This window comes from Pseudoalteromonas sp. c7(2019) (assembly GCF_011378625.1).
Lineage (GTDB): Bacteria > Pseudomonadota > Gammaproteobacteria > Enterobacterales > Alteromonadaceae > Pseudoalteromonas > Pseudoalteromonas arctica.
In genome coordinates this window covers 20,932-42,722 of the sequence record NZ_WTKS01000020.1, presented here as the reverse complement: position 1 = coordinate 42,722, position 21,791 = coordinate 20,932, and the positions used below count along the sequence as shown (strand labels likewise).

19 protein-coding genes are annotated in these 21,791 nt (G+C 38.9%); 8 read left to right on the top strand and 11 right to left on the bottom strand.

Features of this window, described 5'->3' with window-relative positions:
* Positions 1 to 39 precede the first annotated feature (39 nt).
* From GQR38_RS18125 to rpmH, 10 genes are all read right to left on the bottom strand, one after another.
* Positions 40 to 963 carry a ParB/RepB/Spo0J family partition protein gene (locus GQR38_RS18125; protein WP_024607965.1) on the bottom strand — a complete coding sequence of 308 codons (924 nt, stop codon included), beginning with the start codon at positions 961 to 963 and terminating at the stop codon, positions 40 to 42.
* Between the two features lie 20 nt (positions 964 to 983).
* Positions 984 to 1,769, bottom strand: a complete 786-nt coding sequence (locus GQR38_RS18120) for a ParA family protein (protein WP_004335235.1) — start codon at positions 1,767 to 1,769, stop codon at positions 984 to 986.
* A 14-nt stretch (positions 1,770 to 1,783) separates the two neighbouring features.
* Positions 1,784 to 2,404, bottom strand: coding sequence for a 16S rRNA (guanine(527)-N(7))-methyltransferase RsmG (gene rsmG, locus GQR38_RS18115; protein WP_007585988.1), 621 nt, complete (start codon positions 2,402 to 2,404; stop codon positions 1,784 to 1,786).
* A gap of 15 nt (positions 2,405 to 2,419) precedes the next feature.
* Positions 2,420 to 4,309: a tRNA uridine-5-carboxymethylaminomethyl(34) synthesis enzyme MnmG gene (mnmG, locus tag GQR38_RS18110; RefSeq protein ID WP_007585991.1), complete on the bottom strand. Its 1,890-nt coding sequence runs from the start codon at positions 4,307 to 4,309 to the stop codon at positions 2,420 to 2,422.
* A gap of 428 nt (positions 4,310 to 4,737) precedes the next feature.
* Positions 4,738 to 5,187: an FMN-binding protein MioC gene (mioC, locus tag GQR38_RS18105; protein ID WP_024591277.1), complete on the bottom strand. Its 450-nt coding sequence runs from the start codon at positions 5,185 to 5,187 to the stop codon at positions 4,738 to 4,740.
* 1,106 nt (positions 5,188 to 6,293) lie between these two features.
* Positions 6,294 to 7,658, bottom strand: coding sequence for a tRNA uridine-5-carboxymethylaminomethyl(34) synthesis GTPase MnmE (mnmE, locus tag GQR38_RS18100; RefSeq protein ID WP_007584209.1), 1,365 nt, complete (start codon positions 7,656 to 7,658; stop codon positions 6,294 to 6,296).
* Between the two features lie 135 nt (positions 7,659 to 7,793).
* Complete coding sequence (gene yidC, locus GQR38_RS18095) at positions 7,794 to 9,431, bottom strand: membrane protein insertase YidC (RefSeq protein WP_165722847.1); 1,638 nt, start codon at positions 9,429 to 9,431, stop codon at positions 7,794 to 7,796.
* 8 nt (positions 9,432 to 9,439) lie between these two features.
* On the bottom strand, positions 9,440 to 9,715 hold the full coding sequence (yidD, locus tag GQR38_RS18090) for a membrane protein insertion efficiency factor YidD (RefSeq protein ID WP_101216553.1): 276 nt from the start codon (positions 9,713 to 9,715) through the stop codon (positions 9,440 to 9,442).
* 129 nt (positions 9,716 to 9,844) lie between these two features.
* Positions 9,845 to 10,267, bottom strand: coding sequence for a ribonuclease P protein component (rnpA, locus tag GQR38_RS18085; protein WP_007584204.1), 423 nt, complete (start codon positions 10,265 to 10,267; stop codon positions 9,845 to 9,847).
* A 7-nt stretch (positions 10,268 to 10,274) separates the two neighbouring features.
* A complete protein-coding gene (gene rpmH / locus GQR38_RS18080) occupies positions 10,275 to 10,409 on the bottom strand; it encodes a 50S ribosomal protein L34 (RefSeq protein WP_004335215.1) in 135 nt (44 codons plus the stop codon).
* Positions 10,410 to 10,927: 518 nt separating this feature from the next.
* Between rpmH and dnaA the strand changes: the two genes are divergently transcribed.
* The 8 genes from dnaA (at position 10,928) to GQR38_RS18040 (ending at position 21,427) form a co-directional block, all read left to right on the top strand.
* Positions 10,928 to 12,316, top strand: coding sequence for a chromosomal replication initiator protein DnaA (gene dnaA / locus GQR38_RS18075; RefSeq protein WP_010555148.1), 1,389 nt, complete (start codon positions 10,928 to 10,930; stop codon positions 12,314 to 12,316).
* Between the two features lie 13 nt (positions 12,317 to 12,329).
* Positions 12,330 to 13,433, top strand: a complete 1,104-nt coding sequence (gene dnaN, locus GQR38_RS18070; RefSeq protein WP_010555149.1) for a DNA polymerase III subunit beta — start codon at positions 12,330 to 12,332, stop codon at positions 13,431 to 13,433.
* A 15-nt stretch (positions 13,434 to 13,448) separates the two neighbouring features.
* The gene (gene recF / locus GQR38_RS18065) at positions 13,449 to 14,543 is read left to right on the top strand and encodes a DNA replication/repair protein RecF (RefSeq protein WP_008138030.1); all 1,095 of its coding nucleotides are present in this window, start codon (positions 13,449 to 13,451) and stop codon (positions 14,541 to 14,543) included.
* Positions 14,544 to 14,555: 12 nt separating this feature from the next.
* A complete protein-coding gene (gene gyrB, locus GQR38_RS18060; protein ID WP_008172005.1) occupies positions 14,556 to 16,982 on the top strand; it encodes a DNA topoisomerase (ATP-hydrolyzing) subunit B in 2,427 nt (808 codons plus the stop codon).
* Positions 16,983 to 17,124: 142 nt separating this feature from the next.
* A complete protein-coding gene (gene glyQ, locus GQR38_RS18055) occupies positions 17,125 to 18,027 on the top strand; it encodes a glycine--tRNA ligase subunit alpha (RefSeq protein WP_007584197.1) in 903 nt (300 codons plus the stop codon).
* Positions 18,028 to 18,029: 2 nt separating this feature from the next.
* Positions 18,030 to 20,099, top strand: coding sequence for a glycine--tRNA ligase subunit beta (gene glyS, locus GQR38_RS18050; protein WP_165722846.1), 2,070 nt, complete (start codon positions 18,030 to 18,032; stop codon positions 20,097 to 20,099).
* A 75-nt stretch (positions 20,100 to 20,174) separates the two neighbouring features.
* Entirely contained in the window at positions 20,175 to 20,624 is a 450-nt protein-coding gene (locus tag GQR38_RS18045; protein WP_165722845.1) for a hypothetical protein, read from the top strand.
* Positions 20,625 to 20,941: 317 nt separating this feature from the next.
* Complete coding sequence (locus tag GQR38_RS18040) at positions 20,942 to 21,427, top strand: transposase (protein ID WP_101163030.1); 486 nt, start codon at positions 20,942 to 20,944, stop codon at positions 21,425 to 21,427.
* A gap of 101 nt (positions 21,428 to 21,528) precedes the next feature.
* Here GQR38_RS18040 and tusA read toward each other — a convergent pair whose 3' ends face one another.
* Entirely contained in the window at positions 21,529 to 21,768 is a 240-nt protein-coding gene (gene tusA / locus GQR38_RS18035) for a sulfurtransferase TusA (RefSeq protein WP_007377644.1), read from the bottom strand.
* Positions 21,769 to 21,791 lie beyond the last annotated feature (23 nt).

The following is a 21,791-nucleotide window of genomic DNA, read 5'->3' as shown; positions in this document are numbered from 1 at the left end:
GAAATAGCTACAAATGTCCCTTTTTAGACATGTAGAAAACTAATGGTGGGTATTGTCGTGATTGATACGATTTAAAATGCCGTCAAGTTCATCTAGGTTAGTATACGAAATAACCAGTTTACCTTTGCCTTTTTTATTGTAGTTAATCTCTACTTTAGCACCTAGATTTTCAGCGAGTTGCTGTTCTAACTGCTTAACATCTGGATCTTTTTCGGTTATTTCTTTAGCAGGTAAAGGTTCTAAAATTGAACGTACGAGCTTTTCAGTTTCTCGAACTGTTAATGCTTTAGCTACAGCTAAACGAGCAGCATCTGACTGCGCTTCACCTTCAAGGGCTAACAGGCAACGAGCATGGCCCATTTCAATATCGCCATGCTCTAACAGAATTTTTACATCACTATTTAAGTTATTTAAACGCAGTAAATTAGTTACAGTCGTACGTGATTTACCCACCGCATCTGCTACTTGCTGATGTGTTAATTCAAATTCTATTAGTAAACGATTAAGTGCAACTGCTTCTTCCATGGCATTTAAATCTTCACGCTGAATATTTTCTATCAGTGCAATCGCAACGGCAGCTTCATCAGGTACATCTTTAATAATACAAGGTACTGTTTCAAGCTTAGCTATTTGCGCTGCGCGCCAACGACGTTCACCAGCAATAATTTCAAAGCTATTGTGTGCAATAGGGCGCACAACAATGGGTTGAATAATACCTTGTGAGCGAATAGAACTAGCAAGCTCTTCTAGCGCCTCTTCAGACATGTCTTTACGAGGTTGGTATTTACCAGAGTGTAAAAACTCTATTGGAAGTTTTTGTAATTCACTATTATTAGCCGCGGCATTTTGCACAGCCTCAGAAACGTTTGATGTGTCTTGTTCCTTGCTTGGGCTTGGTGCAGGCTTTGACGAACTTAAAAGTGCATCGAGTCCTCGGCCTAAACCTCGTTTTTTAGCAGACATGTTATTTTTTTACCTCAAAGTTAGGCGACAACGGACGCTGTTTTTTCTTTTCTGCGTAACATTTCACCAGCGAGTGCTAAATATGCTTTAGCGCCGCTTGATGCCCGGTCATAGTACATAGCAGGAGTACCAAAACTAGGTGCTTCAGCTAAACGAACATTACGCGGGATCACCGTACGGTATACTTTATCGCCAAAATGTTGTTTTAATTGTTCTGATACATCATTTGCCAAACGGTTACGCGGGTCGTACATAGTACGAAGTATGCCTTCAATTTGTAAGCTAGGATTCACTAACTTAGCAAGCTGCGTAATCGTATCCATTAATGCGGTTAACCCTTCAAGTGCATAATACTCACACTGCATTGGCACTAAAATAGAATCAGCTGCGGCCATTGCATTAACAGTTAACATATTTAGAGAGGGTGGACAGTCGATAAAAATAAATTCGTACTGGTCCTGAATTTTTTCAAGTGCATTACGTAAACGCACTTCACGGGCAAATAATTCCATCAATTTAACTTCTGCAGCGGTTACATCACCGTTTGCAGCAATCATGTGGTATTCGCCAGACGTTTCTTTAATGATAACGTCTTCTATAGGTTTATCTTCAATAAGTAGGTCGTAAATAGTTGGCACGTCGCCATACTTATCTACGCCACTACCCATAGTCGCATTACCTTGCGGATCGAGATCAATTAACAGCACTTTACGTTTCGTTGCAGCCATAGACGCAGCGAGGTTTACAGCGGTTGTAGTTTTACCCACTCCACCTTTTTGATTTGCTAATGCGATGACTTTTGCCACGGTGTCTCTGATCCCTAGTCTTTAGAAAGAATAATTAAATGTCGTTGTGCATCTAAATTAGGTACTTCTAATGCAATTTTTTGCTCAAACTTAACGCCTGCAGGTAGTGACTCTAGCTCTTCGCTAGGGAACACGCCTTTAAGTGCTATAAATTTACCCGAATGATCGATTAAGTGCGAACACCAGTCAACCATATCTTGTAATGAAGCAAAAGCACGACTTAGTACGCCGTCTAATTTAACACTTGGTTGATATTCTTCAACTCTTGACTGAACCGGGGTTACATTATCAAGACCAAGCTCATGTTTAACATGCATTAAAAATCGTACACGTTTACCTAAGCTATCTAATAACACAAAATGTGTATTAGGTAATGCAATTGCTAATACGATACCCGGTAATCCAGGACCCGTTCCAACATCAATATAATGATGACCGGGTAAGTGAGGCGCAACAACTAAGCTATCCATAATATGCTTAATCATCATTTCTTCAGGTAAGCGTACTGAGGTTAAGTTATAAGCCTTATTCCACTTATTCAATAACTCGACGTAACGAACTAGCTGTTGCTGTTGTTTTTCTGTTAGCGCAATATCAGTTTGCGCTAACAATGTAGTTAATTGTTGCTGTAACACTATGTACCCTTACCGTTACGCGGATTTGCGTAATAAGCCTTGCTTCTTCAGATACACTAATAATAGCGAAATCGCCGCTGGGGTGATACCAGAAATACGCGATGCTTGACCAATAGTGTCAGGACGCGACTCAATAAGCTTGGCAACTACCTCATTTGACAAACCAGATACGGTTTTATAATCAAACTCTTTTGGTAAAATTGTTTGCTCATGACGAAGCTGTTTGTTGATCTCATCTTGTTGACGCGCAATATAACCTGCGTACTTAGTATGGATCTCAACTTGTTCAAGTGCCGCTTTGTTTGTAAATTCAGATCCTAATCCTTCTATAGCCATAAGATCGTTATAACGAATCTCTGGGCGACGAAGTAATTCTTCTAAACTTGCTTCACGTGTAAGCGGTGTTTTCAGTAATGCATTTACTTGATCTACAACGGCGTGATCTTTATGAATCCACGTATCTTTAATGCGTTGCTTCTCTTTTTCGATTACTTCCATTTTTTCGTTAAATGCCTGCCAGCGTTCGTCATTAACTAAACCTAGTTCACGGCCTTTTTCAGTTAAACGAATATCAGCATTATCTTCACGAAGTAATAAACGGTATTCGGCACGACTGGTAAACATGCGGTATGGTTCTTTTGTACCCAGTGTTGCTAAGTCGTCGATTAATACACCAACGTAAGCTTCATCACGACGTGGTGTCCAAGAATCTTTGCCTTGTACTTTTAGTGCAGCATTCATACCTGCAATTAAGCCTTGTGCACCCGCTTCTTCATAGCCGGTAGTACCGTTAATTTGACCCGCAAAAAATAAACCTTCAATAAATTTAGTTTCTAAAGATTGTTTTAAATCACGTGGATCAAAGTAATCATATTCAATTGCGTAACCAGGTCGACAAATATGTGCATTTTCAAAACCTGTAATCGATTGCACAATTTCAAGTTGTACATCAAACGGTAAACTAGTCGAAATACCATTTGGGTATAATTCGTATGATGTTAAACCTTCAGGCTCAACAAATATTTGATGTTTATCTTTATCTGCAAAACGAACAATTTTATCTTCAATTGAAGGGCAGTATCGTGGACCAATACCTTCAATAACACCTGAGTACATAGGTGAGCGATGTAAGTTTTTACGAATAACATCATGTGTTTTTTCGTTTGTGTAAGTTATGTAACACGGTATCTGTTGTGGGTGATCTGATTGTTTACCCATAAACGAAAACACAGGAGTTGGTGTATCACCTGGCTGTGCTTCCATTTTTGTAAAATCAACAGTACGTGCATCAATACGTGGAGGTGTACCTGTTTTTAAACGATCAACTCTAAATGGATGTTCACGTAAGCGATCAGCTAAAGCGATTGAAGGAGGATCGCCTGCACGACCGCCTTTATAATTTTCTAAACCAATATGAATTAAGCCGCCTAAAAAAGTACCCACGGTTAAAACAACACTTGGTGCACTAAAACGTAAACCCATTTGAGTTACTACGCCAGTAACACGATCGTTTTCAACAATAAGATCATCGCATGATTGTTGAAAAATTTTAAGGTTATCTTGGTTTTGTAATGTTGTTTGAATAGCTGCTTTGTACAAAGCGCGATCTGCTTGTGCTCTAGTAGCACGAACAGCAGGTCCTTTTGAAGAATTTAGTGTACGAAATTGGATCCCGCCTTTATCAATGGCCTGTGCCATTGCACCACCAAGCGCGTCGATCTCTTTTACCAAATGACCTTTGCCAATCCCACCAATTGCTGGGTTGCAAGACATTTGACCAAGGGTATCCATATTGTGAGTCAGTAGCAGGGTATTCATCCCCATACGGGCAGCTGCTAATGCGGCTTCAGTGCCAGCATGTCCACCACCTACTACGATAACGTCAAAATTTTCGTGAAAAATCATTAATGGGATCCTACTTAAATCAAACCGGTAAACTTCAAAAGGGAGCGTATTCTACCTAGAAATTGGCAGAAGATAAATGATTAAACAAAGGGCAAGATCTAAGTATGTGATCTCTAATAATATAAAGGATCTTTTAAAGAGATCTTTTATTACTATTACTACTACTGATCGACTTTTCTGTTGATAAGGTTTAGATCTTCATTTAAAACATGAAATTAGATCAGATCTAAAGGTGTTAATATGATCGGATCATCCAGCAAATAAGCTCTGATCAAAAAGGCACTTTATGCACAGGGTTGAATCAGTTGGATCTTATCCAATGGATAAGCATGCTTTAAAACGCAGTTTATTCAATCTTTATCCACAAAACCTATTAAATTATTAGTAAATTGTGGGTAACTTTATATATAACTTTTTACTTGATCTATCTATTTTATGCCTGTTTGAGCTATCCAAGAGTCTAACCACGTTAATGCAGTGTCTTCTGGTAGTGCTTCATCGAGAATATTAAGCTCTAAACGTTCTGCTACTTTTATAGCTCCTTTTTGAGTTAATAAGGCATCTATATTACGTCCTGCTAGGTTATAAGTGTCATAACTAGTGTCGCCTAAAGCGATTACTGAATATTTTAATTCAGATAAATCATCTGCTTGAGTTACATCTTCAACAAAACTAATAAGATTTTCAGGGTAATCACCTGCACCATAAGTTGATGTGCAGATTAACCAAATGGTATTTTGCTGATCAATATCGCTAAATTCAGGTTGATCATGTAGTTGCGTAGTAATACCAAGGTTATTAAGCGCGTCGCTTAATTGCTCTGCAACATACTCGGCTGATCCCATTTGGCTGCCGACAATAAGATTTACTGAACTCATGAATATTAGTGATCACATTGGTTATAATTGCCGCCTATGATAACTGAGTGAGGATAACAGTAAAGTTAAGAGTGCTTTTTTGTATAACTATTTTTGCGGTAATTTTACACTCATTCAAAATTGTGTCTTTAAGTTGTTGATAATATAGTGTTTAACAAATTGTCTTTAAATGTAATCTTCTGATCAAGTTGTTGATAACAGTGGGGGAAGCTCTGCTTAAACTGTTTTTTTAGGTTGTTTTATATTCGCTAAGTTATTGATATTACTTGTCAGTAAAAAATTAAATTGTAAATATCTCAATTAAAAATACATGTTGATCATAATGTGGATATAAAGCCTGTTGATAACCTTAAATTTAGATCGAAAATAATTTTTTAAAATGATCTAATAAAGCAGATCTAATGAAATTAATTAAAAATAAGTTCATAAATAGATAAATTACAATTGATCATGAGGTTTTTGCGACTGATTTACCTAGTTTTGGTATTTATTTGAGCTGAAAATTAGGTATTGTGGATAAGTGATCTCGGTATTTTTAATTTTATGCGAATTAAGAGCTGCTATTTTTATTAATTTTGCTGGTGGAGTTAGCAGATCAAAAGTTTTGAATACTTAGCAGTTGAGTTATTTTATTTAAAAATCACAGTGATTATCAAATTATATGTTGTCAAAAGTAAGCTTTTTAGAGTACTAATCAGTGTTTTTTAGCTCTTTAATTGAGCGAATAGCATCATTTATTGCGTGTATCAGGTGTGTTTTAGTGCATTTTTGTGCGCTAAAGTAAGTATAAGGAAGCCATTTATAACTACTTTTTGTATGACATATAACGCTATTAAAGCGTGCGGTTGTTTAAAAATGTATCGATTTTAACCTTAATAATAGGTGTAATTTGTGCTATTAATTCCCTCAATAAGCACTCTCAGTATTGTCTACTCTATATAATATGACCTCTCTTAGCACGTAACAAAGGTAGTTTTGGATATGATTTTATTGGCAGTAATTTGCAGGCATCAGGTGTATAAATACATATTTTACAGCAGAATATTTTACATAAAAAAAGAGCACCTAAGTGCTCTTATAATAAAAATATATCTGTAATAGGGTGTTTATTTACCAATACAAAACGAGCTAAATATTTTGCCAAGTAAGTCGTCTGAGGTAAATTCACCGGTTATTTCATTCAAATACTGCTGTGTTAAACGCAGTTCTTCAGCGAGTATTTCACCAGCAATGTGCATTTCTAACTGTGTTTTACCCGTTTCTAAATGATACGCAGCACTTTCTAGTGCATCCAAATGACGACGGCGCGCCATAAAGCCACCTTCTGTTGCACCTTGAAAGCCTATACAAGCTTTTAAATGCTCGCGAACAAGTTCAATACCGTCAGCATTTTTAGCACTTAAGCTGATGACCGGGTATTGTTGCTCTTGCTCCATTCCGACTATGTCGCCCGATAAATCAGCTTTATTTCTGATGACCGTAACCCCCATACCTTCTGGTAATTTTGCCATAAATTCAGGCCAAATTTTGTGCGGGTCAGTATCTATAGTATCAGTGCCATCAAGCATAAATAAAACGCGATCGGCTTGGTTTATTTCATCCCATGCACGCTCAATACCTATTTGTTCTACTCTGTCTGGGCTTTCGCGTAGGCCTGCTGTATCTATAATATGCAGTGGCATACCATCTATATGTATATGCTCTCGTAGTACGTCGCGAGTGGTACCGGCTATTTCTGTTACGATTGCGGCTTCACGACCGGCTAGAGCGTTAAGCAGGCTTGATTTACCCGCATTAGGGCGACCTGCAATAACAACACGCATACCTTCGCGCATGATGCTGCCCTGCTTGGCTTGGTTGGTTACAGTGTTAAGCTGAGTAATAATCGCGTCTAAGTCGCCTGACACTTTACCATCTGATAAAAAATCAATTTCTTCATCAGGAAAATCTATTGCCGCTTCTACATACATACGTAAGTGAATTACTTTTTCTACGAGTGTTTCTATGTGCTTAGAAAATTCACCTTGGAGAGACTGTAGGGCGCTTTTAGCGGCTTGCTCGCTAGTGGCATTAATTAAGTCGGCGATGGCTTCTGCTTGTGTTAAATCAAGCTTGTCATTCATAAATGCGCGTTCAGAGAACTCACCAGGCTTTGCTAAACGAACGCCCTCTATTTTACTAATTTCTTTAAGTAACATATCCAGTACTACAGGACCGCCGTGGCCTTGTAATTCAAGTACGTCTTCACCAGTAAATGAGTTAGGACCTGCAAAGTAAATGGCAATACCTTGATCAAGTTGCTCGCCAGCAAGGCTTTTAAATGGCACATAATCGGCGTAGCGAACTTTAGGTATTTTACCTACTACTTTTTCGGCGACACTTTTAGCAAGGCTACCTGAAACGCGAATAATACCAACACCACCACGTCCAGGTGCTGTTGCTTGTGCTGCAATTGTATCTTGATTGATCATGCTATTAATTTGCCAACGATGAGTAACTTTATGCCCGTATTGTAACCTATCGATTTATTTGTAGCGAATAGCTGTGGTGAAAAACAGGCAATAAAAAAGGCGACCGAAGTCGCCTTTATATAAGTAGGAGCTTAGTTAGCCTCTTACTTTAATTCCTTTCTTTTCCATGCCACGGTAGATGATTAACATCTGGACAATAGAAATAAGGTTAGACACTAACCAGTAAAGAACTAAACCAGATGGGAACCATAAGAAGAATACAGAGAAGATAACCGGCATAAAGGTCATCATTTTTTGCTGCATTGGATCAGTAACCGTCATAGGTTGTAGCTTTTGCGTCACAAACATACTCGCACCAAATAATATTGGCAATACGTAGTACGGGTCTTTCGCAGAAAGGTCTGTTAACCAAAAAATGAATTCAGCATGGCGAAGTTCAGTAGACTCTAAGAATACGTAGAACAAGGCTAAGAAAATTGGCATTTGTAGCAAAATAGGGAAACAGCCACCCATTGGGTTAACTTTTTCTTTTTTGTACATTTCCATAGTTGCTTGACCGAACTTTTGACGGTCATCACCAAACTTTTCTTTAAGGGCTGCCATTTTAGGCTGTAGGGCACGCATTTTTGCCATTGAAGTGTATTGCGCTTTAGTAAGTGGGTACATTAACGATTTAACGATAATAGTGATGGCAATAATTGCTACACCCCAGTTACCTAAAATGCTGTGTAGCCATTTTAGCAATACAAATAAAGGTTGCGAGATAAAAAATAACCAACCGTAATCTACGGTTAGGTCTAGGTCTGGGTGAATCGCTTCAAGAATATCTGACTCTTTCGGGCCCATATAATAAGTAGCAGTTAGTATTTGCTCACTACCAGCTTGAATATTTACAGCGGGATCTTTAGCACCAATAATAGCGGCATTACTTTTTGTGATTAAGCTATAAAGTGTATTTGATTGGTCCTGCATTGGAACCCAAGCACTTACAAAGTAATGTTGAATAAAGGCAACGTAACCACCTTGTGTGCTTTTATTTAGGTTTTTATCAGCCATATCTGAAAAACTATACTTTTCGTATTTTTCTTCATCAGTACCGTATGCAGCACCTAAATAGTTTTGATCAACCATGCTACCTTTTTCTTGTACGGTACGCTTAATTTGCGTGTATAGCTGTACTTGAAGAGGTGCGCTGGTAGTGTTGTTAATTTTGTATTCTAGGCCTACGTCATACTGACCTTTTTTGAATACATACGTTTTAGTAAAACTAACACCATTACTATCAGTAAACTGAAGTGGAACGCGAAGCTCATCACCCGTTAAGGTATATGACTTTTGTTCGGTATTGTAAGTAGGGCGACCGTTAGCTGATGCGTCAGGGCCATTTAAGCCAATTAAGCCACTTTGTGAAAAGTATTGTTTGCCACCATCAAGCTGACCAAGAAGCATATAAGGCGTTTCACTGCCTTTTGTCTCTTCGTATTGAAGAAGGTCTGTTTCAACAATGTCACCGCCTTTGGTGTCAATTTTAACTTTAAAAACGTCAGTTGTAATTTCAATAACTGAACGCTTAGCTAAAGTTGCTGAAGCAGGTAACTCTGAATCTGACGATGAAGGAATATAATCATCCGACTCTGGTGAATTTGCTTGTAGTGTTTGTGTTGTGGCACTTGGATCGACTTTAGGCTTGTTGTAATCATTATCCCATTCTTGGAACAATAAAAACGACACTAGCATTAGGCCAATTAATAAAAACGTGCGTTGCGATTCCATAACAGCTCTTATTTCTCGTGTTGGTGGTTAATATGGGTTAATTTTTCAGGAACGGGGTCGTTTCCGCCTGAATGTAAAGGATGGCATTTTAATATGCGTTTTAAAGCTAACCAACTACCTTTTACCGATCCATGCAATTTAATTGCTTGAATAGCATAACTAGAACAGGTTGGATTAAAACGACAATGCGGACCTAACAGCGGGCTAATCCACTTTTGATAACCGCGGATAAATAACACTAAACAAAAAGTTGGTAAAGCAACAAGTGGTTTAAGTAACCTCATGATGTTTATGCCCCTACTTAAGTTTAGTGAGATAGATATCATGTATTTAAAGACTCAATTAGAAAATTTAAATGCATGATTAAAAGGTGAGCTAAAGATACATTAATTAACCCTGCAATTCTATTGCAATTAGGTTTGTTTGTTAGATTTAGCTGATTTGTTTGGGCGTTTCTTAAAAGGTGGCGGTTTAGGTGCACCTGGTTTACAGCGTTCGTTAATTTTTCGCCATAATTTAGTAAGTTGTTTGGTTATTTCTTCATTAGACTGCTCATCAATACCATTTTTAACCATAAGCACAATATCAATATTATCGATGCTGTGTTGATTTAAACGAAAACTTTCGCGAGCGAGACGTTTAATACGGTTTCGTTGGCATGCCTTTTTTACACGTTTTTTAGCAACAGTAAGACCTAACCGAGGTTTTTCTTGGTCATTTGGTTTAGCTAATAGAGTAAAGAAAGGAGTTGCAGCCCGAGCGGGTTCATTAAATATGCGAGAGTAATGCGAGGGAGTTAACAGACGTAACTCCCTGCCAAAGCTAAAGTCTTCCACTTATAAATTAAGCAGAAAGAACTTTGCGGCCTTTAGCGCGGCGACGTGCTAATACTTTACGGCCATTTACAGTTGCCATGCGAGCACGGAAGCCGTGTGCACGTTTGCGTTTTAAAACGCTAGGTTGAAAAGTTCTTTTCATAACAATCTCATCCGATCGGTTAAAGTTAAAACATCCTATACAGGTCGCGATCCTGGCATAGGTGCCATTGCGAGCGCGAGATATTATAGAGTAAGTAATGTAAAGTCAATCATAATTACGTTAAGGGTATATAACCCACCTACTACTATATAAGAGATCATATAAGGCGATCTGTTAGGATCATCATAAATAAGAAGTTTTCCACAGCCCCTGTATAAAAAGTGAATAAAAGCGGGGGAAAAGTAAATTGGATCGTAAATTTGGTTCGCGATCTTGGTGTTATTTTGTTATGATCCCCTCTCAGGATCTAAAATAAAAACTGTTTTAAATCAGCTTGTTAATGATTTTATACATCGATATCAACAATTTTATAAAAATCAATCTTTTACTTGTGGATAAAGTGTCTTCATAATACGCGGTCTTGGGTCGCTTATTGGACCATTTGAACGCAATAAATGTATGATTTATAATCATTAATGATGTGCGGGAATAAAAATTATATCTCTGGGAGTTTAACTGTGTATCTGTCGGTTTGGCAAAGTTGTTTATATGTATTGCAAGATGAGCTGCCTTCGCAGCAATTCAGTATGTGGGTAAGACCGCTACAAGCAGAAAGTACCGAAGATACCTTGACGATTTATGCACCTAATCGCTTTGTGCTTGATTGGGTGAGAGAAAAGTACCTAAATAGAATTAACGAATTACTAGTAGAAATTTGTGGTGTTGAAGCACCAAAACTACGTTTTGATGTAGGTAGTAAACCTTTATTAAATGCACAAGCTGCACCGGTTATAGAAACTCAATCGGCACCAAGTGCACACGCTTCAGCAAAACAACAGCCTCGCGAGCAAAAGCCAGTTGTTGAACCTGCACCTAAGTCAGGTTACAAATCTAACATTAAAGAAAACTATACTTTTGATAGCTTTGTTGAAGGTAAATCAAACCAATTAGCAAAAGCTGCGGCCACACAGGTTGCCGACAATCCTGGCTCTGCTTTTAACCCTGTATTTATATACGGTGGCACTGGTTTAGGTAAAACTCACTTATTACATGCAGTAGGTAATGGCATTATGGCAAATAAGCCAGATGCTAAAATTGTTTACATGCATTCAGAACGCTTTGTTCAAGACATGGTAAAGGCACTTCAAAATAATGCGATAGAAGAATTTAAGCGTTATTACCGCAGTGTTGATGCATTAATGATTGATGATATTCAATTTTTTGCTAACAAAGAGCGTTCACAAGAAGAATTTTTTCATACCTTTAATGCATTGCTTGAAGGCAACCAACAAATTATTTTAACCTCTGACCGTTACCCTAAAGAGATTGAAGGCGTTGAAGACAGGCTAAAATCACGTTTTGGTTGGGGATTAACAATTGCGATTGAGCCACCAGAGCTTGAAACACGCGTTGCTATTTTGATGAAAAAAGCCCAGCAAAGTAAGATTAACTTACCACACGAAGTTGCTTTTTTTATTGCCAAAAAATTACGTTCAAATGTTCGTGAGCTAGAGGGTGCACTTAACCGTGTAATCGCTAATGCGAACTTTACCGGTCGTCCTATTTCAATCGATTTTGTAAAAGAAGCGCTACGCGATTTACTTGCCTTGCAAGATAAACTGGTTACCATAGACAATATTCAGCGCACTGTTGCTGAGTACTATCGAATTCGTATATCAGACCTGTTATCTAAGCGCCGCAGCCGCTCTATAGCGAGGCCGCGCCAGGTAGCTATGGCATTGTCTAAAGAATTAACTAATCACAGCTTACCTGAGATTGGTGACGCATTTGGTGGGCGCGATCATACGACCGTATTACATGCATGTCGTAAGATAAAATCACTACGTGACGAAAGCCACGAAATTAAAGAAGATTACCAAAACTTAATAAGAACATTGTCATCTTAGGGCTGACTTTATTATGCAAATAACAATATCAAGACAACAATTTTTAAAGCCATTGGTGCAAGTGTCGGGCGCAATAGAGCGCAAACACACGTTGCCAATTTTATCTAACGTTTTGTTAGTGGTAGAAAACGGACAACTTTCAATGACGGGTACTGACCTTGAAATTGAACTAGTTTCTGGCGTATTTGTAGGTGATGATATTGCCGATACAAAACTAACGTTACCCGCTAAAAAGTTACTCGATATTTGTAAAAGTCTACCAGATGGTTCAGACATTACTTTAAGCTTGCAAGAGCATCAATTACTTTTAACCAGTGGTAAAAGCCGTTTTTCATTGACGACTTTATCTGCTGATGATTTTCCTAATTTAGAAGAGTGGGACGGAGAGGTTGAATTTCAACTAACTCGTTTAGAGCTTCGTAAGTTACTCGAAAGCACGCATTTTTCGATGGCAAATCAAGACGTACGTTATTACTTAAATGGTATGTCGTTTGAAGTAGATAATACCGATATAAAAACAGTAGCAACAGATGGTCACCGTTTAGCTATAGCGCAAAAGCAATTAACGCAATCGCTTAATACACAACGTCAATTAATTATACCTCGCAAAGGTGTGCAAGAAATTATGCGCCTTATGGTAGCTGACGATGAATTGGTAACAATTCAGTTTGGTGCTAACCATATCCGTATTATTGATATTGAGTTTACATTTACAAGTAAACTGGTTGATGGGCGTTTTCCAGATTACCGTCGTGTATTACCACGTGGTGGCGACAAAGTAATTACAGCTAACCGAGAATGGTTACGTAATGCGTTCCAACGAGTGTCTATTTTATCTAATGAAAAGTTTCGTGGCGTACGCTTAAACTTATCAAATGGTTTATTAAAAATTACGGCCAACAACCCAGAGCAAGAACAAGCTGAAGAAGTTGTTGAAGTAAGTTACGAAGGTGCCGACCTAGAAATAGGGTTTAACGTGTCTTACGTATTAGACGTACTAAACACATTAAAAACAGAAGACGTACTATTTACATTAGCCGACTCAAACAGCAGTGCATTAATTGAAGGTGCAGGCGATGAAGAAGCAATGTACGTTGTTATGCCTATGCGTTTATAAGACTATAAATACATAATGAGCTTAAGTCATTTGAGCCTCAAATATTTTCGTAATATTGAGGCGCTGACGCTAGAACCAGTTAACGGCGTTAATATAATATATGGTGAAAATGGCAGCGGAAAAACCAGCCTTTTAGAGGCTATCTATTACCTTTCTCACGGCAAATCTTTTCGTACTCCAAAACACAAAAGTATTATCGCGCATCAGCAAGAGCAGTTTGTAATTCACGGGCGCAAAACAATACACGACTTATCTATTCCAATTGGTATTAGTAAAACCCAAACGGGTGAAACTAATTTAAAAATTCAAGGTAAGGCGAGCCGTAAAATATCCGAACTAGCTCAACTCATGCCAGTGCAAATTATTACACCAGAGAGCTATTCTTTGTTTTTTGGTGGGCCTAAAGAGCGCAGAAAGTTTTTAGATTTAGGTTTGTTCCACGTGGAACATGAGTTCTTTTTTTTATGGCAATCGTTTAATAAAGTACTTAAACAACGTAATGCATTGTTAAAAACTAAGCCCAAGAATTATTTTGACCAAATTAAGTTTTGGGACAAAGAATTTGTTAGACTGGCTGAAGAAATAAATAAATTAAGATTGGCGTATATAAGTAGGTTTAAGCAGCAGTTTTTTGATAAAATGTGTGCAGAATTAACGCTTGTACGTGATTTAGAAATGACCTTTAACGCTGGCTGGAAAGAGACCGAATCTCTTGCAGATGCGTTAGAGCAAAACTTTGAGCGAGATGCTCGCCAAGGGTTTACAAGTAAAGGCCCTCATAAGGCCGATTTTAGTTTTAGTGTCGCTGGCAACAGCGTGGAGAATACATTCTCACGCGGTCAATTGAAGTTACTATTATATGCGTTAAAAGTTACGCAAAATAGCTTAATTGAGTCAGAGACAGATAAGCAATCTATATTGCTAATAGATGATCTACCTTCAGAGTTAGGCGAAGATACAAAAGAGAAAGTGGGACAATTACTTGCTCACTGCAGTTCTCAAATTTTTATCTCTTCAATTTTGTCTGAAAGTATTTCTGCTGTGGTGGAACCCATGCAACGAGAACTACAAATGTTCCACGTGAAACATGGCAACCTAATAACAAGATAAGTGGGATTAACCATGTCTGAGAATTATGACTCGTCGAGTATTAAAGTACTTAAAGGATTAGACGCAGTAAGAAAGCGTCCTGGAATGTATATTGGGGACACCGATGATGGCACAGGCTTACACCACATGGTGTTTGAGGTCGTTGATAACTCGATCGATGAAGCCTTAGCAGGTCATTGTGATGATATTTATGTAACGATTCACTTAGACGGTTCTGTCTCAGTACGAGATAACGGTCGTGGTATTCCAACTTCTATCCATGAAGAAGAAGGCGTATCAGCAGCCGAAGTTATTATGACGGTACTTCATGCCGGTGGTAAGTTTGATGATAACTCTTATAAAGTATCAGGTGGCTTACACGGTGTTGGTGTTTCTGTTGTAAATGCACTTTCAGAAAAGCTAAAACTTACAGTTCGCCGTGAAGGTAAACTTCATGAGCAGTTTTACACTATGGGTGTTCCAGATGCACCTTTAGCTGTTATTGGCGAATCGGACACGACAGGTACAGAACTGCGTTTTTGGCCAAGTGGTGAAACATTCACAAACTTAGATTTTCATTACGAAATTTTAGCTAAGCGTTTACGCGAGCTTTCATTCCTAAATTCAGGTGTGAGCATCATTTTAAATGATGAACGTGAAGAAAATAAATCTGACCACTTTAAATACGAAGGCGGTATTCAAGCTTTCGTTGAATACTTAAACCGTAATAAAACACCTATACATAAAGGTGTATTCCATTTTACTCACGAACGTGAAGAAGATGGTATTAGCGTTGAAGTATCAATGCAGTGGAATGATGCATACCAAGAAAATATTTACTGTTTCACAAATAATATTCCACAACGTGATGGTGGTACTCACTTAGCCGGTTTTAGATCAGCGCTAACACGTACACTTAATAACTACATGGAAAAAGAAGGCTTTAACAAAAAAGCTAAAACAACCAGCAATGCTACCGGTGATGATGCCCGTGAAGGCTTAACGGCTGTTGTTAGTGTTAAAGTTCCTGATCCTAAGTTCTCATCGCAAACTAAAGACAAGCTTGTTTCAAGTGAAGTTAAGTCTGCAGTTGAACAAGCAATGGCTGAAAAATTCACTGAGTTTTTATTAGAAAACCCAACTGATGCCAAAATTGTTGTAGGTAAGATTATTGATGCCTCACGTGCTCGTGAAGCGGCGCGTAAAGCCCGTGAAATGACACGTCGTAAAGGTGCAATGGACTTAGCAGGCTTACCTGGTAAGCTAGCTGATTGCCAAGAAAAAGATCCTGCCCAATCTGAACTATATATAGTGGAAGGGGACTCTGCTGGCGGATCAGCCAAGCAGGGACGTAACCGTAAAAACCAAGCTATTCTTCCGCTTAAAGGTAAAATCTTAAACGTAGAAAAAGCACGTTTTGATAAAATGTTATCTTCACAAGAAGTAGCAACACTAATTACTGCATTAGGGTGTGGTATTGGTCGTGACGAATATAACCCTGAGAAATTACGTTACCACCGTATCATCATCATGACCGATGCGGACGTGGATGGTTCTCACATTCGTACGTTACTATTAACATTCTTCTATCGCCAAATGCCTGAAATTGTAGAACGCGGCTATATTTACATTGCTCAACCACCACTTTATAAAGTGAAAAAAGGTAAGCAAGAGCGTTATATTAAAGATGACCCTGCATTAGTTGAATACCTAACATCGCTTGCTCTTAATGGTGCAGCGTTGTATGCAAGTACAGATGCACCAGCTCTTGAAGGTGAGGCACTAGAAGAAATCGTTCACGATTATCAAAACACAGTTAAAGTAATTGAGCGTTTAAAGCGTAAATACCCTAACACGGTAATGGAACGCTTAATTTATCAAACAGAATTGAAAACTGATGACCTTTCAGATGAAGCTAAAGTAATTGCTTGGACTAAAGTGTTGGTTGACGACCTGATTGCACGTGATGAAGATGCGACTATTTTCCATGCTGGTACAGAGCATGATGCTGAGCGTAATATGTATTACCCGGTTGTGAATATTCGTCAGCACGGTGTAGATAAAGCACACGTACTTCATTATGACTTTATTGCGTCACGTGACTACCAACGCATTGCTGTGACTGGTACTAACATCGCAAACATCCTTAGCGAAGGTGCATATATTCAACGTGGTGAGAAAACAAAACCTGTTGATAACTTTGTGGATGCTTTGGAATGGTTGATCACAGAATCGAAGCGCGGGATCTATATTCAACGCTATAAAGGACTGGGCGAAATGAACCCAAGCCAGCTTTGGGAGACCACAATGGATCCTAGTGCTCGCCGTATGTTACAAGTAACGATCGAAGATGCTGTTGGCGCGGATCAATTATTTGCGACCTTAATGGGTGACCAAGTAGAGCCTCGTCGTGAGTTTATTGAAAAGAACGCACTACGTGTAGTTAACTTAGACGTGTAAAAAATATTGCTTACATAGAAAAAGGAGCCTAATGGCTCCTTTTTTATTTTCTTCAATTACACAAACTGCTTAAAACCTGAGTGTACACACGGTATACTAAGGGTAATTTTCACGCTACTTCTTAGATAGTAAAAAGCCAAATATGCAAAAATATGACGTAAAAACCTTTCAAGGTTTGATCCTGGCTTTACAGGATTATTGGGCGCAGCAAGGCTGTGTCATTATTCAACCACTTGATATGGAAGTGGGCGCAGGGACATTTCACCCGCAAACTTTTTTAAAGTCTATTGGTCCAGAGCCAATGGCGAGTGCATACGTGCAACCGTGTCGTCGTCCTACCGATGGTCGCTACGGTGAAAATCCAAATCGCTTACAACACTACTACCAATTTCAGGTAGTTTTAAAGCCATCGCCAGATAACATCCAAGAGCTTTATTTAGGCTCTTTAGCGGCTATGGGTATCGATACACTAACTCACGAAGTTCGCTTTGTAGAAGACAACTGGGAATCACCTACGTTAGGTGCGTGGGGCCTAGGTTGGGAAATTTGGTTAAACGGCATGGAAGTAACGCAGTTTACCTACTTCCAACAAGTTGGTGGTATTGAGTGTTCACCAGTAACGGGTGAGATCACTTACGGCCTAGAGCGTTTAGCAATGTACATTCAAGGCGTAGATAGTATTTACGACTTAGTATGGGCAGACGGTCCACTAGGGCGCGTAACCTACGGCGACGTGTTCCATCAAAATGAAGTAGAGCAGTCTACTTACAATTTTGAACACGCAAACGTAGAAGACTTATTTGCTCAGTTTGATAAATGTGAAGCAGAGAGCCAAAAGTTAATTGAAGCAAACTTACCACTACCGGCTTACGAGCAAGTAATGAAAGCATCGCACGCATTTAACTTACTAGACGCACGCCACGCAATTTCGGTAACCGAACGTCAACGTTATATTTTACGCGTTCGTGCGTTATCAAAAGCGTGTGCACAAAGTTACTATGACAAACGCGAAGCACTTGGTTTCCCGCTGTGTAAGGATAAGTAAGTATGTCAGCACAAAATTTATTAGTAGAAATTGGCACAGAAGAGTTGCCACCAAAAGCGCTGCGTAAATTAGCAGAAGCTTTTGCTGCAAACTTAACTGCAGAGCTAGAAACACTAGAGTTAGCACATCAAGGCGTAAGCTGGTATGCATCGCCTCGTCGTTTAGGTTTACAAGTAAAAGCGCTTGAAGCTAAGCAACAAGACAAAGAAGTTGAAAAACGCGGCCCAGCAACTAAAGCTGCATTTGACGGTGACGGTAACCCAACAAAAGCAGCAATGGGTTGGGCACGTGGTTGTGGTATTGAAGTAAAAGATGCACAAACACTCGAAACAGACAAAGGCGCATGGTTATTGCACATTGCTAAAGTAGCAGGGCAAGAAACTAAAACGCTAATGACAGGTGCAATTACTAAAGCGTTGGCTAAATTACCAATTCCTAAACCAATGCGTTGGGGCGCGAATAAAACACAATTTATTCGTCCTGTGCATACGGTAACTATTTTGTTTGGTGATGAGTTACTTGAAGGTGAGATCCTTGGTAAGAAAATAACTAACCAGCTTCAGGGTCATCGTTTTCACCACCCAGAAAAAATTAGTATAAACCATGCAGATGACGTTTTTGACGTACTTAAATCTGCCTACGTTATTGCTGATTACGAACAACGTAAAGCGCAAATTCGTACACAAATAGAAGAAGCTGCAAAAGCAGTTAACGCTATTGTTGCTATGGATGAAGATTTACTAGAAGAAGTAACATCACTTGTAGAGTGGCCAGTTACTTTAACGGCAACATTTGAAGAAGCATTTTTAGATGTACCAGCCGAAGCGTTAATCTATACCATGAAAGACGATCAAAAATACTTCCCGTTATTAGATCAAAACGGCAAACTTTTAAATAAATTTTTGTTTGTATCTAACATAGAAAGTAAAGATCCAAGTGTGGTTATTTCTGGTAACGAAAAAGTAGTGCGCCCGCGTTTAGCCGATGCACAGTTCTTCTTTGAAACAGATAAAAAGAAAACTCTAGAAAGCCGATTAGAATCGCTTGATAGCGTATTGTTCCAAAAGCAACTTGGTACGCTTAAAGATAAGTCTCAGCGTATTAGTGAACTTGCGGGTTACATTGCTGAGCAATTAGGTGCTGATAAAGTACTAGCACAGCGTGCAGGCTTATTAAGTAAAACTGACCTAATGACTGAAATGGTAATGGAATTTACCGACGTGCAAGGTGTAATGGGAATGCATTACGCTCGCCACGATGGTGAAGCCGAAGATGTAGCCGTAGCGCAAAACGAGCAGTACATGCCACGCTTTGCAGGCGACAACTTACCTACAAATTTAATTAGCTGTGCAGTAGCTATTGCTGATAAGTTTGATACGCTGGTGGGTATTTTTGGTATAGGCCAGGCACCTAAAGGTGACAAAGACCCATTTGCTCTTCGTCGTGCTGCTATTGGTGCACTTCGCATTATGGTAGAAAAAGAACTACCACTTGATATTTTAGACCTAGTAGCTAAATCGCAAACATTGTTTGGCGACAAGTTAACTAACTTAAATGTATCAACTGACGTATTTGAATTTATGCTAGGGCGCTTCCGTGCTTGGTATCAAGACGAAGGTATTGAAGTAGACGTAATTCAAGCAGTGCTTGCACGTCGTCCGACTAAACCTGTTGATTTTGATCGCCGTGTTAAAGCCGTAAGCCACTTCCGTACATTAGACGCAGCAGAAGCGCTTGCAGCAGCTAATAAGCGTGTAGGTAATATTCTGGCTAAAAACGACATTACCAGCCAAGGTAGTGTTGATGAGAGCTTATTAAGCGACGACGCTGAAAAAGTATTAGCATCACAAGTAGCAAAATTTGCCACTGACCTTGCACCACTTTACGCAGATGGAAACTACCAAGAAGCATTAAGCCAATTGGCAGGTATTCGCGAAAGTGTTGATAACTTTTTTGACAACGTAATGGTTATGGCCGACGATGAAGCTGTTAAGCAAAATCGTCTTGCGCTGCTAAGCCAGTTAAGCGGATTGTTTTTAGGTATTGCAGATATTTCTGTTTTACAAAAATAACACCGATTAGCAATTTTGAAAGCCAGCGTTTTGCTGGCTTTTTAGTTTTCACTGTATGCAAAGGAAACCCCATTGATGATTTCTATGAAACGAATTTTAACTTTAGCAATTGCTGGTTTACTTACTGCCTGTACAAGCCAAATTTCGATTAACGATGTATTGCCACAGCAAGAGCTTGACCGCACAATTTACTTACGTGGCGACTTTACACTGTGGGATGCAGAACCCCAGTATCAGTTTGGGCCAGTTGGACCCGCGCTTTATCAAGCGCAAGTTAAATTTAGTACGTCTGGTAAAGTGTACGAATTTAAAATAGCCGATGCCGATTTTAGTGAAGGCTACAACTGTGGTTACAGCGATGCACAACCAGCAGGACAAAGCCTAACACTCGGCCAGCCAGCTATCGCAGACTGTAATACTATTTATAACTACTTTAGTTTCACACCAGCAATCAAAGGCACATACATAGTAAGTATTGATTACAGTGACTACGACAAGCCACAAGTGACGATAACGAAGAAGTGATAGCTGTATTTTTAAAGCAGCCCGAGTGAATTAATGGATTTGTGACAAGGACGTTGTAGTGTTTATTCAACATTAACACCAAGGGGGGTTCGTAGGTTGGGTAGAGTGAAACGAAACCCAACATGTGTGGCGCATAAAACTATTTTGGTGGTTATTAAATACGTTGGGTTTCGTAAAACTCAACCCAACCTACGCCAGAAACTAGTTTTATAAGTATGCAACAATATCATGGATAAGTTTGACTTAAACTTGCCTTGATTACAATTAACAAAACTAATCTATACTCTTATTTATCTGTTTATTTTATAGGTAAAAATATGCGTTATAAACGTATGTTAGAGGCGGGCGCATGTTATTTTTTTACGGTAAATTTAGAAGATAGATCTCAGCATTTACTCGTGGAAAATATAGAGTTATTACGTCGTGTGTATTCAAAGGTGGCAAAAAAGCATCCAATAAAGACGATTGCAATCGTTATCATGCCTGATCACCTTCATGTTATTTGGCAATTACCAAAAGGCGATAATAATTACGCAATGCGTTGGCGGCTTATAAAATCAGGCTTTTCTCGAGAGCTTCCAGCAACAGAATTTTGTAATAAAAGTCGAATAGCGAAGGGAGAGCGTGGAATTTGGCAGCGCCGTTATTGGGAGCATAAAATTAGAGATGAAGAAGACTTAAATAACCATATTAATTATATCCACTACAACCCTGTGAAACATAAATATGTTTCTAAAGTCAGTAATTGGCCTTTTTCGAGTTTTCATCGATATGTCAAAGATTCAAAATTACCGAGTAATTGAGGGAGTGATAATAAGTTAAACGATATATACGATGAGTGAAATTATTTCGATTATTATAAGATACGTTGGGTTTCGTAAAACTCAACCCAACCTACGTTATTTTAAAGCCCTTTCTTAACCACATATCTATACGGTGCTTCTTCTGCATCTTTAGCCACCAGCGTGTGATCCATAAACGTACAAAAACTCGGAATGTCGCGAGTTGTTGACGGGTCATCAGCAGTTATTAATAACGTTTCACCATCACTCATTTTACGAATAGCAGCACGTACCATCATTACTGGCTCTGGGCAGCGAAGGCCTATGGCATCTAATTGGTGATCGGGATTATCAAAGCTCATAATAAATTGGCCTGTTTAATTAA

Excerpts from the sequence above, each read along its gene's own strand:
- glyS (WP_165722846.1), top strand. The coding sequence starts at position 18,030 with ATGTCAGCACAAAATTTATTAGTAGAAATTGGCACAGAAGAGTTGCCA.
- recF (WP_008138030.1), top strand. The coding sequence starts at position 13,449 with ATGAGCTTAAGTCATTTGAGCCTCAAATATTTTCGTAATATTGAGGCG.
- yidC (WP_165722847.1), bottom strand. The coding sequence starts at position 9,431 with ATGGAATCGCAACGCACGTTTTTATTAATTGGCCTAATGCTAGTGTCG.
- glyQ (WP_007584197.1), top strand. The coding sequence starts at position 17,125 with ATGCAAAAATATGACGTAAAAACCTTTCAAGGTTTGATCCTGGCTTTA.
- mnmE (WP_007584209.1), bottom strand. The coding sequence starts at position 7,658 with ATGATCAATCAAGATACAATTGCAGCACAAGCAACAGCACCTGGACGT.
- tusA (WP_007377644.1), bottom strand. The coding sequence starts at position 21,768 with ATGAGCTTTGATAATCCCGATCACCAATTAGATGCCATAGGCCTTCGC.
- rpmH (WP_004335215.1), bottom strand. The coding sequence starts at position 10,409 with ATGAAAAGAACTTTTCAACCTAGCGTTTTAAAACGCAAACGTGCACAC.
- GQR38_RS18040 (WP_101163030.1), top strand. The coding sequence starts at position 20,942 with ATGCGTTATAAACGTATGTTAGAGGCGGGCGCATGTTATTTTTTTACG.
- gyrB (WP_008172005.1), top strand. The coding sequence starts at position 14,556 with ATGTCTGAGAATTATGACTCGTCGAGTATTAAAGTACTTAAAGGATTA.
- yidD (WP_101216553.1), bottom strand. The coding sequence starts at position 9,715 with ATGAGGTTACTTAAACCACTTGTTGCTTTACCAACTTTTTGTTTAGTG.
- mnmG (WP_007585991.1), bottom strand. The coding sequence starts at position 4,309 with ATGATTTTTCACGAAAATTTTGACGTTATCGTAGTAGGTGGTGGACAT.
- GQR38_RS18125 (WP_024607965.1), bottom strand. The coding sequence starts at position 963 with ATGTCTGCTAAAAAACGAGGTTTAGGCCGAGGACTCGATGCACTTTTA.
- GQR38_RS18045 (WP_165722845.1), top strand. The coding sequence starts at position 20,175 with ATGATTTCTATGAAACGAATTTTAACTTTAGCAATTGCTGGTTTACTT.
- dnaN (WP_010555149.1), top strand. The coding sequence starts at position 12,330 with ATGCAAATAACAATATCAAGACAACAATTTTTAAAGCCATTGGTGCAA.
- mioC (WP_024591277.1), bottom strand. The coding sequence starts at position 5,187 with ATGAGTTCAGTAAATCTTATTGTCGGCAGCCAAATGGGATCAGCCGAG.